General features: G+C 68.0%; 12 protein-coding genes and 1 pseudogene. 5 read left to right on the plus strand and 8 right to left on the minus strand.

From position 1 onward, the window contains the following. A partial coding sequence (locus QSK36_RS41185; protein ID WP_285786183.1) for a hypothetical protein occupies window positions 1-381 on the plus strand: 381 nt, incomplete at its 5' end. A gap of 190 nt (window positions 382-571) precedes the next feature. On the opposite strand, the gene QSK36_RS41190 is transcribed toward QSK36_RS41185, so the two are convergent. The 3 genes from QSK36_RS41190 to QSK36_RS41200 all read right to left on the minus strand — a co-directional run bounded on the left by QSK36_RS41190 (window position 572) and on the right by QSK36_RS41200 (window position 5,793). Next, entirely contained in the window at window positions 572-2,107 is a 1,536-nt protein-coding gene (locus QSK36_RS41190) for an arabinofuranosidase catalytic domain-containing protein (RefSeq protein WP_285786184.1), read from the minus strand. Between the two features lie 111 nt (window positions 2,108-2,218). Continuing rightward, a complete protein-coding gene (locus QSK36_RS41195; RefSeq protein WP_285786185.1) occupies window positions 2,219-3,721 on the minus strand; it encodes an arabinofuranosidase catalytic domain-containing protein in 1,503 nt (500 codons plus the stop codon). A gap of 86 nt (window positions 3,722-3,807) precedes the next feature. Then, on the minus strand, window positions 3,808-5,793 hold the full coding sequence (locus QSK36_RS41200; RefSeq protein ID WP_285786186.1) for an alpha-L-fucosidase: 1,986 nt from the start codon (window positions 5,791-5,793) through the stop codon (window positions 3,808-3,810). Window positions 5,794-7,151: 1,358 nt separating this feature from the next. Between QSK36_RS41200 and QSK36_RS41205 the strand changes: the two genes are divergently transcribed. The 3 genes and pseudogenes from QSK36_RS41205 to QSK36_RS41215 form a co-directional block, all read left to right on the plus strand. After that, a complete protein-coding gene (locus tag QSK36_RS41205) occupies window positions 7,152-8,540 on the plus strand; it encodes a glycoside hydrolase family 43 protein (RefSeq protein WP_285786187.1) in 1,389 nt (462 codons plus the stop codon). 223 nt (window positions 8,541-8,763) lie between these two features. Continuing rightward, window positions 8,764-9,183 carry a hypothetical protein gene (locus QSK36_RS41210; RefSeq protein WP_285786188.1) on the plus strand — a complete coding sequence of 140 codons (420 nt, stop codon included), beginning with the start codon at window positions 8,764-8,766 and terminating at the stop codon, window positions 9,181-9,183. Between the two features lie 35 nt (window positions 9,184-9,218). Further along, window positions 9,219-9,362: pseudogene (locus QSK36_RS41215) on the plus strand (ISAzo13-like element transposase-related protein); the annotation flags it as partial. 183 nt (window positions 9,363-9,545) lie between these two features. Here QSK36_RS41215 and QSK36_RS41220 read toward each other — a convergent pair. The 4 genes from QSK36_RS41220 to QSK36_RS43645 form a co-directional block, all read right to left on the minus strand. After that, on the minus strand, window positions 9,546-9,881 hold the full coding sequence (locus tag QSK36_RS41220) for an SDR family NAD(P)-dependent oxidoreductase (RefSeq protein ID WP_285786220.1): 336 nt from the start codon (window positions 9,879-9,881) through the stop codon (window positions 9,546-9,548). A gap of 57 nt (window positions 9,882-9,938) precedes the next feature. Next, on the minus strand, window positions 9,939-10,760 hold the full coding sequence (locus tag QSK36_RS41225) for an alpha/beta fold hydrolase (RefSeq protein WP_285786189.1): 822 nt from the start codon (window positions 10,758-10,760) through the stop codon (window positions 9,939-9,941). A 19-nt stretch (window positions 10,761-10,779) separates the two neighbouring features. After that, window positions 10,780-11,349, minus strand: coding sequence for a DJ-1/PfpI family protein (locus QSK36_RS41230; protein WP_285786190.1), 570 nt, complete (start codon window positions 11,347-11,349; stop codon window positions 10,780-10,782). A 180-nt stretch (window positions 11,350-11,529) separates the two neighbouring features. Then, complete coding sequence (locus tag QSK36_RS43645; protein ID WP_352241840.1) at window positions 11,530-11,790, minus strand: transposase family protein; 261 nt, start codon at window positions 11,788-11,790, stop codon at window positions 11,530-11,532. 603 nt (window positions 11,791-12,393) lie between these two features. Here QSK36_RS43645 and QSK36_RS41235 point away from each other — a divergent pair. Beyond that, window positions 12,394-12,732, plus strand: a complete 339-nt coding sequence (locus QSK36_RS41235; RefSeq protein ID WP_231513981.1) for a VOC family protein — start codon at window positions 12,394-12,396, stop codon at window positions 12,730-12,732. Window positions 12,733-12,844: 112 nt separating this feature from the next. On the opposite strand, the gene QSK36_RS41240 is transcribed toward QSK36_RS41235, so the two are convergent. Then, window positions 12,845-13,719 (minus strand): IS5 family transposase gene (locus tag QSK36_RS41240; RefSeq protein WP_502883458.1). Its coding sequence is split into 2 segments (ribosomal slippage): window positions 12,845-13,329 and window positions 13,329-13,719, totalling 876 coding nucleotides; the frame shifts between segments, so codons are not numbered across the junction. Between the last annotated feature and the right edge of the window lie 29 nt (window positions 13,720-13,748).

Here is a 13,748-nt window from a genome sequence, read left to right on the forward strand (position 1 = left end):
AACGTCCGCCTGGCCCCCGACAGCCGCATCCTGACCTCCACCATCGCCGGCCAAAACGGCTGGGACGACACCTCCGAAGCCAAAGCCAGGGAAATCATGCCCGGCGGGCACCGCACCTTCACCGCACACGTCACCGGCACCTGGCCCCTGGGACCCATCGGCACCACGATCACCGCGATCCCCTCCCCTGCGGGCAAACCCCTGCCCGGCGTCACCGCCGAACGCATCGCGATCGACACCACCGTCTGGGCCATCCCCTGGCCCCAGCTCACCCTCCTGGCCCTCCTCGCCCTCGCCATCCGGATAACCAGCCTCCGCCGCCGCAGGCGACTCCAGAAACTGATCATCCTCAGCGGCCGAGGCACGCCTCTCGGAGCGTGAACATCCGAGCGCGCGGGTGCAAAGAGTGCGCGCAGCAGCGGCAGACGTGGCGCATCCAGGAAGAGTCGCTGTGCTTCCGCAAGAGGTTCAGGTCCGGCGCCGAGCAGGGCCGCTCGCACCCATCGCAACGATGGATGACCGCGCGGCCCGATGCCCCCACAGCATGCAGGCCGCGCGGCGAGAGGAGGGGTCAGACGCCGGTCAGGGTCCAGGCGAGGTTGGGGCTGGAGACGGGTGCCCACAGCTTCACGTTGGAGCCGGCGGTGGTGGTGCCGCCGCTGTCGAGGGCGGTGCCGGTGCCGCGGTTGACGATTTGGTACTGGCCGTTGCCGAGGCTGTTGAGCTTCCACTGCTGGTTGTTGCCGCCGTTCCAGGCGGCCTGCTTGCAGTAGGCGCCGTTGGTGGCATCGCCCCAGCTGTCGGCGACCATGCCGTTGGTCCGGTTGTTCAGGCGGTAGTAGCCGTTGCCCAGGTCGACCAGCTGCCACTGCAGGTTGGTGCTGCCGTCCCAGTTCCACTGCTTGAGCGCCGAGCCGGAGGCGACGTTCCCACCGCTGTCCAGCACCAGACCCGTCGCCACGTTGGTGACCCGCGCCCAGCCGGTCGGGATGCCGGTGCTGTTGCCGCCTGAGCCGTACCCGGCGGCCACGAGGTTGGCCTGCACGGCGTTCTCCGTGGCGTCCGACGGGTAGCCGGCGGCAATCGCCCCCTCGTAGAAGGTCCCCGCGCTTTGGTTGGTGTTGGTGGCGCAGCAGTCGCCGCCGCTGCCCAGGACGATCGCTCCCTGCTTCTTCATGGGGCTGTATCCGTTGGGAAGCGCGCCGTCCCACAGGGTGGTCAGGCCACCCGACTGCGTGTTTCCGCCCTTGATCGCGAACCGCGACGTGCCGTTGTTCTTCAGCATCGCCGTCACGTACTTGCTGGTGAATGCCCGCTGGTTCGGGTTCCACGACGAGCTGCCGCCGGGGTAGAGGCCCCATTCCAGGTCGGCCTGGACCCAGGGACCCGTTCCGGAGCACCCGCCGAACCAGCAACTGGTGCCGAAGTAGATGGCGTCCATCGCGCCGGCGCCGTCGGCCTTCCTGGTCGTCTCGCTGTTGCCGTAGTCGAAGCAGCAGCCGCTGTTGACGTGGGTGCCGCTGGTCACCATGTACATGCCCTCGGGCGCGCTACCGGTCGGCACGCCGGTGAGGTGACCGTCCCGCCAGTAGCTGTTGCCCGCGTTGATGTAGAGCGAGTAGACCTTGTCGCCCCCGACCGTCAGCGACTCCCTGGTCGCGCCGGCGGGGGTGTCCTGGCCGCCGGCTCCACCGGGTCCCTGGTAGGCGAGGTTGTTGCCGTGCCCGGACTGGTCATAGATCACGGTGATGACGCAGGAGGTGCCGGCACAGAACGAGTCCTGTGCGGCGGCGTCGGCCCGGCCGCCCGCGGCCAGCACGCCGATGTTCCTGGTGGTGTTGTCCGACGAGCGCCTGACCTGGTACAGGTTGCCGGTGTAGGAGCCGTAGAGCGCGCGGACGGTGCTGTGCGCGGCCACACAGGGCGTGCCGCCCGAGGCGTAGATGTCGCACGGCTGGGACGTCGCGGCCTGCGACGGCGCCGCCGACCAGGTCAGCGCGGTCGCCGCCACAGCGGCCAGCGCCGTCAGCAGCCGTGCGGCGACGGCCGCCGGTGAGCGCCGCCGAGGGCCGCCGCGGCCTGAGGGGGAAACGGACGAAGGCTCCACGTTCTGGTCCTTTCACGTGGGGTTGGGGGGTCGCGGCCCAGGCGGCCGGGAGCGGACGGCCGCGCGGCCCGATGCCCCCACAGCATGCAGGCCGCGCGGCGAGAGGAGGGGTCAGACGCCGGTCAGGGTCCAGGCGAGGTTGGGGCTGGAGACGGGTGCCCACAGCTTCACGTTGGAGCCGGCGGTGGTGGTGCCGCCGCTGTCGAGGGCGGTGCCGGTGCCGCGGTTGACGATTTGGTACTGGCCGTTGCCGAGGCTGTTGAGCTTCCACTGCTGGTTGTTGCCGCCGTTCCAGGCGGCCTGCTTGCAGTAGGCGCCGTTGGTGGCATCGCCCCAGCTGTCGGCGACCATGCCGTTGGTCCGGTTGTTCAGGCGGTAGTAGCCGTTGCCCAGGTCGACCAGCTGCCACTGCAGGTTGGTGCTGCCGTCCCAGTTCCACTGCTTGAGCGCCGAGCCGGAGGCGACGTTGCCGCCGCTGTCCAGCACCAGACCCGTCGCCACGTTGGTGACCCGCGCCCAGCCGGTCGGGATGCCGCTACTGCTGCCCGATGTGGAGTAGCGGGCGGCGACGATGTTCGCCTGGACCGCGTCCTCGGTGGCGTTCGACGGGTAGCCGGAGGTCATGACGCCTTCGTAGAAGGTGCCGCGGGCGCCGTTGCTGTTGTCGCCGCCGATGCCGAGGAGGATGGCCCCTTCCTTCTTCATCGGGTTGTAGCCCGGGACGTTGGGACGCGCGCCGTCGTAGAAGGTGCCCAGGCTGCCCGACTGGGCGTTGCCGCCGCGGATGGCCCAGTGGTTCGGCTCACCCTTGATGATCGCGGTCAGGAACCGGTGGCTGATGGACGGGTCGCCGGGGTTGTTCTTCTGGTTGACGCCGGAGAACAGGCCGTTCTCCAGGTCGGCCATGATCCACGGGCCGTTGCCGGCGCCGGTGCCCCAGACGGTGTTGTTGCCGAAGTAGATGGCCTCCATGGTGCCGTTGCCGTTGTCGCGGCTGTTGGTCTCGGCGTTGCCGTAGTCGAAGCAGCAGCCGCCGTTGTAGTGGGTGCCGTCGAAGATGGCGTACATGCCCTCGGGCTGGTCGCCCTTGGCGACGCCGTTGGTGGCGTTGTTGCGGTAGCCGGTGCCGGGGGGAATGTAGACGCCGTAGGCCTTCTGGCCGCCGACGGTGATCGGCGCGGCGGTGGCGTTGGCAAGGTTGTCGTATCCGCCCGGGGCCGGTCCGTTGAACCCGCCGGGAGGCGCCTGGGTGAGGCGGTTGTTGCGACCGGACTGGTCGTAGATGATCGTGATGAGGCAGGTCGTGTTCGCGCAGAACGAGTCCTGCGTCGCGGCGTTGGCGACGCCGCCCGCGCTCAGCACGCCGATGTCGCGCGTGGTGTTGTCGGAGGCGCGGCGCACCTGGTAGAGCGGGCCGTTGTAGCTCCCGTACAGGGCGCGGGTCGTGCTGTGGGCAGCGACACACGGGGTGCCGCCCGCGGCATAGATGTCACACGGACCCTGCGTCGCGGCCTCCGACGGTGCGGACAGACCGGTCAGCAGGCCGGCCGTGAGCGTGATCGCCGAGCCCGCGGCCAGCGATGCCCTCTTCAGGCGTCGTAATGCGGAGATCATGATTACCTTCTGTGCCTTTCTGGTGATGGAGGGTAACGCCGCCGGCCGTGGTGGAGATGGTGGAAGACCGGCGGCGGGAGCGGCCGTCAGACCGCGGTGATGGTCCACTGGAGGTTGGTGCTGGAGCCGGTCGCCCAGAGCTTCACGTTGGAGCCGGAGGTGGTGTTGCCGCCGCTGTCCAGGCACGTGTTGGTGCCGCGGTTGACGATTTGGTACTGGCCGTTGCCGAGGTTGTTGAGCTTCCACTGCTGGTTGTTGCCGCCGTTCCAGGCGGCCTGCTTGCAGTAGGCGCCGTTGGTGGCGTCGCCCCAGCTGTCGGCGACCATGCCGTTGGTGCGGTTGTTGAGGCGGTAGTAGCCGTTGCCCAGGTCGACGAGCTGCCACTGCAGGTTGGTGCTGCCGTCCCAGTTCCACTGCTTGAGCGCCGAGCCGGAGGCGACGTTCCCACCGCTGTCCAGCGCCAGGCCCGCCGCCACGTTGGTGATCCGCGCCCAGCCGGTCGGGATCGTGCCGCCGCCCGTGCCCAGGGTGGGGATCTGACCGGAGAAGGTCAGCTTGACCACGTACGCGTTGGCGGCGAACGGGGCGCCGGACGACGGCATCGAGATGCGCAGGCCGGAGGAGTCCTGCGTACGGTTGGGCAGGTTCACATACGACCCGGCCGTGGAGTCGAGCAGCTGCACCGAGACCAGGCTGCTGAGATTGATCCGGCTGGAGTTGAGCGTCGTGATGTTCAGCGTGCTTCCCGGCCAGCCCAGCACGGTGGCGTACAGCACCGTGTTGTCCTTGCTGCGGGTGAAGCGGATGTCCGTGCTGGTGCCCTCCCGCGGAGTGGTGAAGGAGCCGCCGCCCATCTGCGTGGGGCCCTCACCGTGCGTCACCCAGGCCCGGGTGGAGTAGACGGACTCACCGAAGCGCTTGAGGTAGTCGCCGAAGCCCTGCAGGATCGTGCGCTGCCCAGAGGGGATGGTGCCGTCCGCCATGGGGGCGATGTTCAGCACCATCGTGCCGTTCTTGCTCACCCGGTCGATCAGCGCGTGCAGCAGGGCCTTGGTGGAGTAGTAGCCGATGCCGACCGTGTAGCACCAGCTGGAGCTGGAGACGCTGTCGTCGGTCAGCCAGTAGGGGGTCTGGATGCCCGCCGGCCCGCCGCGCTCGAAGTCGTAGATCTCGCCGCGGTTGTTGAACCCGTCCTTGTAGGTGGCGGTGACGTCCTTGTTCCAGGCGACCGCCTGGTTGTAGTAGTACGACAGGAAGTTCAGCCGCTGCGCCTCGGGAATCTTGCTGAGGTTGAAGTCCTGGTAGATGATGTCAGGCTGGTAGCCGTCGATCACCTCCTTGAGCTTGTCGTACCACAGCTGGTATTCCGTGTTCGCGTCGAGCTGTCCGTACAGCTTCTTCAGGGTGGTGGTGGACTGCGCCGGGACGTGGTCGTAGTACCCGGTGAAGTTGTACGCGTGGTGCAGGGAGACGTACAGCTTCAGGCCCTTGGCCCGGATGGCGTCCGCGTGCAGGCGCAGCAGGTCGAGCTTGGGCCCGGTGGCGACCGAGTTCCACTCGTTCACCCGGCTGTTCCACATCGAGTAGCCGTCATGGTGCTCGGCGACCGGCCCGGCGAACTTCGCGCCGGCGTCCGCGAACAGCTGGGCCCACTCGTTGGGATCGAAGTTGCCGCCGGCGGACTTCAGCTTCGGCGCGAACTGCACGAAGTTGCCGGCCTTGTCCCGGGCGCCGTTGATGAAGTTGTGGTAGGGCCACACCGACGGATCGCCGTAGACGCTCTTGTGGTGGGTGTTGCAGCCGTCGCCCGCGATGTACATCTTGCGCGGATACCACTCGTCCGCGTAGGCGGGGACGCTGAACACGCCCCAGTGGTAGTAGATGCCGAACTTCGCGTCCTGGAGCCACTCGGGTGCCGGCGGGTGCTGGTCGACCGACGACCAGCTCGGCGTGTAGCTCTGCGGACCGGCGGTGGCCCACGCGGGGCCCACCCTGAGGATGCCGGCGGCCGTGCCGAGGCCCGCCACGACAAGCAATTGGCGGCGGCTGAATTGGAACGATGAGGAAGACATGAGGCGAACCTTCCGAAGGGGGGCGTTCTTTCGGTTACTTCCGCCACTGGGTGACGGTCCCGCCGGGACCGTCCCGGCGGTCGGCGGTGCTCCGGATCGGGAGCAAAGGCGGGCTGTCTCGGGTGTCCCCGCGCAATCGGAGCCGCTCGGCGGCCGCAGTGCGGGACACGCGGACACCTCAGGCGGCAACACCCGGCGAGCACGATCTCCGGCCGCTCCGGCGCCGGCGCCGAGCAGTCCAGTCGCGGTGCCGAGCCTTCTTCGTGGGAAGCGACTGAGACATGACCGTTCCAATCGGTAGGGAGGCGCCATCGGAACCGCCGTAGGACGGAGGCGTGCAGAAGAAGTGCCACAACACGAGATGTGCGGGGGAAAGGGCCTACCCCGCGAACTCCACGGCCGACCCGCGCCCGGTGCACGCCGCGATCGGCGTCACAGCCCGAGATCCCTGCCGCTCCACCACCGAGCCCGGCAGGAGGCCGTTTCGGGACTCAGTGTGGAAACCCCAGCGAAACATGTCAAGGCAATGTCACGAAGCTTTCGGTCGGCCCACGTGGACTGAACCTCGTCTACCTGCGCTGATCTCTTCCCTGGGCTGCGTAAGTTTCCGTCCCTCCCGCAAATCTGCTCTCCCATCCTCACAGACGCCTCCTCCGGAACGACGTCGCGGCGGAGATGTCATGAAAGTTTCATACGGTGCTCGACGGGTGACCGCCCCCCGCTTGCGTAGCAGCAGATAAGGGGGTTCGCAGGCTGAGGGGCGGCGGGTAGAAGAGCCAGGGCCTTGACAGAAATCATCGGATCATATTTGCTCCGCCGCACCACCACCACCCCAAATCCGCCAGGAGAGAAGGGCGCATCAGTAGACCAATTGTTAGCGCTAACACCCCTTGGAGCACGGTCGATGGCTGGAGCAACCCGAAGCGGCCACAGAGTGGCCTCGCCCTCACGCTGAGGTGCGTGTGACGTCATACATCATATGTTAACGCTAACAAAACTTTCCTTCGGACGTACCTCCAGGAGTACATACAGATGAAGCTTCCTCGCTTGCGGCTCTGGCTCGCCGCCGGGGTCGCCGCCATGACCGGCGCGGTGGGTGCCCTGGCCGCACCTGCCGCACACGCCGCCGCCGGCTATCGCTGACGGCCTCCGTAGGCCGCTGCCCGTCCCTCCCCAGACGGGCAGCGGCCTAGGGACAACCCGCCGGCCAGGTCCGGCATTCGGCGTACGAGTCGCGGATCGACCAGTGCGCCGACGACCACCGCGACGACCAGTCCGTTCGCGCCCCGTGACCCCGGCGCGCGAGAGGAACGCAGGCCGCCGCGCAGGCTCCACCCCTTGATCAGAAAGGCAAGTTCGTGACCCTGTCCCGGAGAGATTTCACCAAGGCTGCCCTCGCCTCCGCCGCGCTCGCCGCCACCGGCGTGGTGAGCTTCCCCCATGCGGCGTCGGCGGCGACGTACACCGCCTATGTGTTCGCCTACTTCACCGAGTCGCCGAGCTTCCAGGGGGCGGATTACGGCCTGCACCTGGCGGTCAGCCGGGACGGCCTGAACTGGACGCCGCTCAACCAGAACAACCCGGTGGTCACGCCGACGGCCGGGCAACTGGGCCTGCGCGACCCGCAGGTGTTCCGCAAGAACGACGGCGCGTTCGTCGTGATCGCCACGGACCTCAAGGGCACGAACTTCGGGCTGAACAGTCAGTACCTGCACGTGTGGGACTCCACGGACCTCACGAATTTCACGGGATATCGCCGCATCCAGATGCACACCATGAACACCCACACTTGGGCGCCGACGGTCTTCTGGGACGCCTCCCGGGGGCAGTACGGCATCGTCTACTCGGCTGACAGCGGCGGCCGCGCTGTCTTCATGGTGAACTACACGACGGACTTCCGGACCGTCAGCGCCGCCCAGACCTTCTTCAGCCCGAGCTTCGGCGTTCTGGACGGTGACATCGTCGTCGACGGCGCGACCACCTACCTGTACTACAAGAACCTCAACGACGGCCGCATATACGGCGCGCGGTCCACCACCGGCGCCCCCAACAGCTTCACCACGTACGCCAGTGGCCTGATCCAGGGCAACGCCATCGAGGCGCCGCTGCTGCACAGGACCAACGAGGGCGGGTGGCGCTTGTGGGGCGACTCGTTCAGCCCCGTCAACAACGACTACTACGCCTGGTCGACGAGCAACGTCGGCGGCGGCTCCTGGACGCTGCTGAACCAGCGGGACTACACTCCGCCGCTGAACTCCAAGCACGGCTCGATCGCCCAGATCACCGACGCCGAGTACAACGCCCTGGTCACCCGCTGGGGTGCCCCCGCCTGGGTCCGGCTGAAGTCCTCCAACTTCCCCGACCGTTTCGTACGTCACCTCAACGGCGTCGCCCGGATCGACGCCTATCCCTTCGACCCGTATCGGGACCAGCTGTGGCGGATGGTCCCCGGCCTCGCCGACGCAAATGGCGTGTCCTTCGAGTCGATCAACGTCCCCGGCAGCTACCTGCGGCACAGCAACTACGAGCTCAGGCTCGCCGCCAACGACAACACCTCGACGTTCCGCGCCGACGCCACCTTCTACCGCACCGCCGGCCTGGCCGACTCGGCGTGGACGTCGTTCCGCTCCTACAACTTCCCCGACCGCTACATCAGGCACAGCAACTACGTGCTGCGCATCGACCCGCTCAGCGCGTCCTCCAGCGCTTCTGACCGGCAGGACGCCACCTTCCGCATCACCTCCTAGGACCTCCGGCGACCGCTCGGCCGAATGGCTCGCTACGCCATCCGGCCGGGCCCGGCCGGATGCTGCCGTCGGCGGGCTCATGCTCGCCCGTCTCCCGCGGTACGCGTCTGATCCATCTCGGTCATGTGCACCTCGGCCCTCTCGTAAGCGAAAGGACCCGCTGTGGATCGACAAACGGGGCCAGGGCGGGAAGCCCGGGAAGGGGAGCAGGCCGCACAAGGTCGTGGAGGGACAGGCCGAGCTCCTCGCACTGGACGAGGTGCTGCCCGCCCCGGCGTCGCCTCCCGTCACGCGGTCGGCCGCCGAGGCGGCCGGCTTGTCGCCGCGGGAGCGTTTCCTGGACGAACTGCTCGCCTCGGACCTGTTCGAGGAGCAGCGAGCCCGGGCCGGCAGAGCTGCCCCGGAGGTGACCCGGGTGCGCGGTGTGCCGGCGGCGCTGCTGGAGGGCGGCGGCAGGCTACACGAGTCCACGCTGTCAGGGGCGGCGCAGGTGTCGGCCGCGCGACTGCGCACTGCGCTGGCCGCCGTCCGGCGCGTGATCAGCGTGGACGGATACGACCCCATCGGCTACGACCCGGACGGCGTCACCGTGGTCCTCTCGGTCGACGTGCTCGCCGAGCAGTTTGGTATATCGGCACCATGACAGCGGGGTCGGTGAAGGTCAGCGAACGCCGCCGCAAGATCGAGCACCGGCTGTTCTCCCACATCACGATGAACTGGCGTGGACGGCCGCTGACCAGCCACGAGGTCGTCGTCAACACCATCGCCTCAACGAAGACCCGCACCGGGCTGCGGGTCGAAGCCGAACTCGACACCACCTCTTGTGAAGCGACCCAGGACAGAGCATCCGGCTTGCACTGGCTGCAATCCCCAGCATGCAGAACGCCTCGGTCTCGCCCAGACCGGAGCTACCGGCGACGCCTTGTCCGGGGCAGCGCGCCCCGCCCCAACGTCAGTCTGGCATGGGAGGTGACGGCTCATCGGAGGTCAGGTTGGGGTCAGTGATCAAAAGACGCATCCCTGACTCGGGGCCCAGCGCGTCGCGCTGTAGGCGGAGATTCCCGCGAACGACAATCGTCCTCCCATGCTGCTGACCTGCACGATCGCGCCGGACCGCCGTGCCCGCAGGTGGGGGAGGGCGGCGCGGGTCAGCGCGGCGGGGCCGAAGAAGTGGACCTCGAACAGGGCCCGCTGCTCGGCCTCGCCGGTTTCCTCCACGGCACCGACGTGGCTACGTCCGGCGTTGTTCACGAGGATGTCGATGCGACCACGTCGAGCGATGACCTCGGCCACTGCCTCGTCATGGCTCGGGTCCCGGGGAGGGCGCTGGCTTCTGCGCAGGTCTCGCCTGCTTCATGCTGATCTGCTTGAGCACGGGCTGCGGACCTGTCGCGGCAATCAGTGACCTCGTTCCCGGCCGAGGAAGCACGACAGGAGTCGCCTGAAGTCGTGCGGGTGCTCGAGCGCCGGCACGTGCCCGCATCGGCCGAGCACGTGCAGACGGACATCGGCCAGGTGTTCGAGCAGGGGCAGGGCTGCCGTCCCGAGCGGGGTGACTCGGTCCTCGGCGCCGTGGACGAGCAGCACAGGCGCGCGGACCCCTGCCAGCGTTTGCGCCGAGAGGGTGAGGTCGTCGGCCCAACGTGCCCTGGGTGGAGGGAACAACGACGCGTATGCGGCCGCCCCCGCTTCCATCGCAGCCGCACGGGCCGCGACGGCCGACTCGGTCACGAGCGCTTGGTCGAAGACGAGGCGACTCAACATGTCTCGTGCCCCGGGCGGGCCGGCGGGGGCGGCCCAGACCGCGTCGAGCTCGGCGGACAGCGGCGCCCCGGGGGCGCCCATCGTCGAGACCGCCACGACACGGGTGACCTGCTGGGGACGCGCGGCCGCCAGCGCCAGCGCCACGGCACCGCCCATGGAGTGGCCCACCACGGCGTAGTGCTCGACACCGAGAGCATCCATCAGGCCCGCGGCCTGCTCCGTCCACAGCCGGAGCCCACCCCTGGAGCCCGCCGGGATCGGTGTACGGCCGAACCCCGCCTGGTCAGGAGCCACCAGGTGCCAGGACATGCCCAGCGCCTGTGCCGTCGTCGCCCAGGCGCCGGATCCGGTCGTACCGGGTCCGGAGCCGTGCAGCATCAGCACCGCGGGCCCGGTGCCGCTCTCCATGAGGTGGACGGGGGAGCCGTCGACTGTGAGGGTCCGAAGTGCCGTCACCGGGACAGGCCAGGTGTGCTCATGCCGATGCGGAGTTGATGGACTTCGAGAAGACCTCCATCATCACCCTGCCGAACTGCGGCATGTCGGGCCAGCCGCGGCAGGAGACGAGGTTGCCGTCCACGACGTCGGGGGCGTCGATGACCGTCGCGCCCGCGTTCTCCATGTCACCGGTGATGGGGGGGAAGCAGGCCGTCTTGCGGCCCTTCAGCAGCCCGTACACGGCCGGCACCTGTGCGCCGTGGCACACCAGTGCGATCGGGAGGTTGCGCGCGAAGAAGTGCTCGGTGATGCGCCTGACGTCGGCGTCGGTCCGGATCCACTCGGGGGCGCGTCCCCCGGGGATGATGAGGGCGTCGTATCGCTCGACGTCGACCTCGGCCCAGGGCACGTCGACCGGCAGCTTCCGGCCGTTCTTCTCCACGTAGGCGTCGGAGTTGGGGTCGAACTCGTGGATGACCAGCTGAACGTCACGCATCGTCCGTGACGAGACGTCGACGTCCCAGCCGCCCTCCTGCACGCGATAGTAGGGATACATGGTGTCGAGCTCCTCGGCGGCGTCGCCGGTAAGGAGCAGCGCTCTGGGCACCTGCTTCTCCTCGCAACTCGGGCGGGTGAGTGGATCCGATCCGATCTGATCCAATTGCGTCAGCATTCCTCGGCCCAGCCCGCCCGTCAAGCCTTTACGCCATTCCGTCCGCGTCCTTGACTTCGTCGAACAGTCGTCGGAACCGCTCGCTGGACAGCAGGATGTGCCGGCGCAGGTGTTTCAGTACAGGCCGTACACTCGGAAGACCTCCAGTTTGGTCACGGTGCGTAGCACTGCGGGGAAGTCCTCCAGTGATCGCCGGAAGCCGGTTTTGAGGACCTTCCAGCATTTGAGGTGGGCGATGGCCCGCTCCACCGCGGCCCGGATGCGGTTTAGCGCGGTGTCGCAGGCTTTGCGGGCATCGGTCAGCTCCCGGCCGGGTGGCTTCTTGTACGGGGTACCCTTGTAGCGTCTTCGCGAATCTGTTGACGTCGGTCGCAACGCTGCTGCATGCTGACGACCACTCGGATCGTATAGGAAAGGTGACGGATGCTAGCCATCCTGCACCATCGCGGAACCGCCCGCCAGCGCTCTACTTCGACCACCTAAAGCTCCCCTGAGCATGCTCGACGTCCTGCTCGGTTCGCCACCGGGCCACACAAGGACCGAAGGACTTCTCGACTGACTGAAGACCCAGTACGTCGCGGCGTACTCGTGACGCCGGTCTGCGAGGCGGCGCCCGCGACAGCCCGGCAATTCGACCAAGGGTCACCGTCATCTTCCTCCCCTCCGATCGCGGACGCATCCGTTCTCCGCGTCGCGGAACGCGTTCTTTCATTTCATTCGGCCGGCTCATCACGACCTCGCGATCGGCCTCGTTGATCGCCCCTGCCGGCGCAACCGCCGTCGGCCTGGACCTAGGGCGTGTATCGAAAGCGCCGGTCACAGTCACCCGTTGCTCTGAGCAGGGGTAAACCGCTACTTCAGCGGTGGATGTGGCGGGTACGGTGTGGCTGTGGCCGGTGATCGCGTGCAGCGGCGGCTTACGGAGACAGACGCGCGGACACGAAGGAGCGAATGGTGCCAGGCGCTGTACTGCGAGGGGTGACTTTGGACTGTGCCGACCCGCAGGTGCTGGCGGGCTTCTACGGTGCACTGACCGGTATGCGCGAGCTCTTCAGTACGGACGAGTTCGTCGCTCTGACGGACGACTCCGGCTGTGATCTGGGATTCCAGAGGGTTGACGGATACCGGGCTCCGCAGTGGCCGGGTCAGGACGTGCCACAACAGTTCCACCTGGATTTCCGCGCTGACGACCTCGATGCGATGGAAGAGCTGGCGCTGGAACTCGGCGCGGCCAAACCGGCCCATCAGCCCGGCGATGGACGCTGGCGGGTACTCCTGGATCCGGCTGGCCACCCCTTCTGCCTGACGTCTTCCTGACATCCCCGGCGTTGACAGGTATCCCCCGTCAGACGCCGTAGCGCTCAGGCGTGGTCGGGCGGTTCATCAGCTGCTGGCCGCCTCGGAGAGGGCATGGCGTCGGCTGTGCTGGTCACAGCCACTCGTTTATGGCCGCGACGAGGACGGTCGCCTCGTAGCGGACCGCGAGCTTGTCGTACCTCGTGGCCACAGCCCGGTGCCTCTTGAGGCGGTTGATGCCGCACTCGACCGCGTGCCGAGCCTTGTAGTCCTGCGGGTCGAACTTCGGCGGACGGCCGCCGTGGGAGCCGCGTTTCTTGCGGTTGCGGGCCTGGTCGGCCTTGTCCGGGATGGTGCAGCGGATCCCGCGCCGCCGCAGGTAAGCGCGGTTCTTCCGGGAGGCATACGCCTTGTCGGCGCGCACGCGATCCGGCCGGGTGCGCGGCCTGCCCGGCCCAAGACGCGGGACACGGACCTTGTTCAGAACAGGCTCGAACTGCGGCGAATCGCCCCGCTGCCCGGCCGTGATCACGATGGACATGGGCTTCTGGCCCTGTTCGACAGCCAGGTGCAGCTTGGTAGTCAGGCCGCCGCGCGAGCGCCCGAGCCCGTGGTCGTCCGGCTCGACGGTGACGCCGCCGGGCGGCTCCTTCTGCAGCTCCCCTTTTTCCTCGCCCCGGCGGCGTGCTGGTGGGCCCGGCACACCGTGGAGTCGATGTTGATGTCCCAGGTGATCAGATCCTTCGCGTCAGCCCGGGTCTGGAGCGCGGTGAAGATCCGATGCCAGGTGCCGTTGCGCTGCCACCGGCGGAACAGGTCGTACACCCGACCCCACGGCCCGTACTCGGCGGGCATGTCCCGCCACGGGATGCCGGTGCGGACCCGGAACCGTACGCCGTCGATCAGCTGCCGCCGGGTCCACGTCGGCGGCCGGCCGGGCTTCTTGCCCTTCGGCAACAACGGTTCCAACACCGCCCATTGCGCGTCCGTCAGATCTCCACGTGCCACGAATCAAGATCATCTCACGTCCAAGATCC

The sequence above is a fragment of the Microbispora sp. NBRC 16548 genome, assembly GCF_030268985.1.
In the GTDB taxonomy this organism is placed as follows: domain Bacteria; phylum Actinomycetota; class Actinomycetes; order Streptosporangiales; family Streptosporangiaceae; genus Microbispora; species Microbispora catharanthi.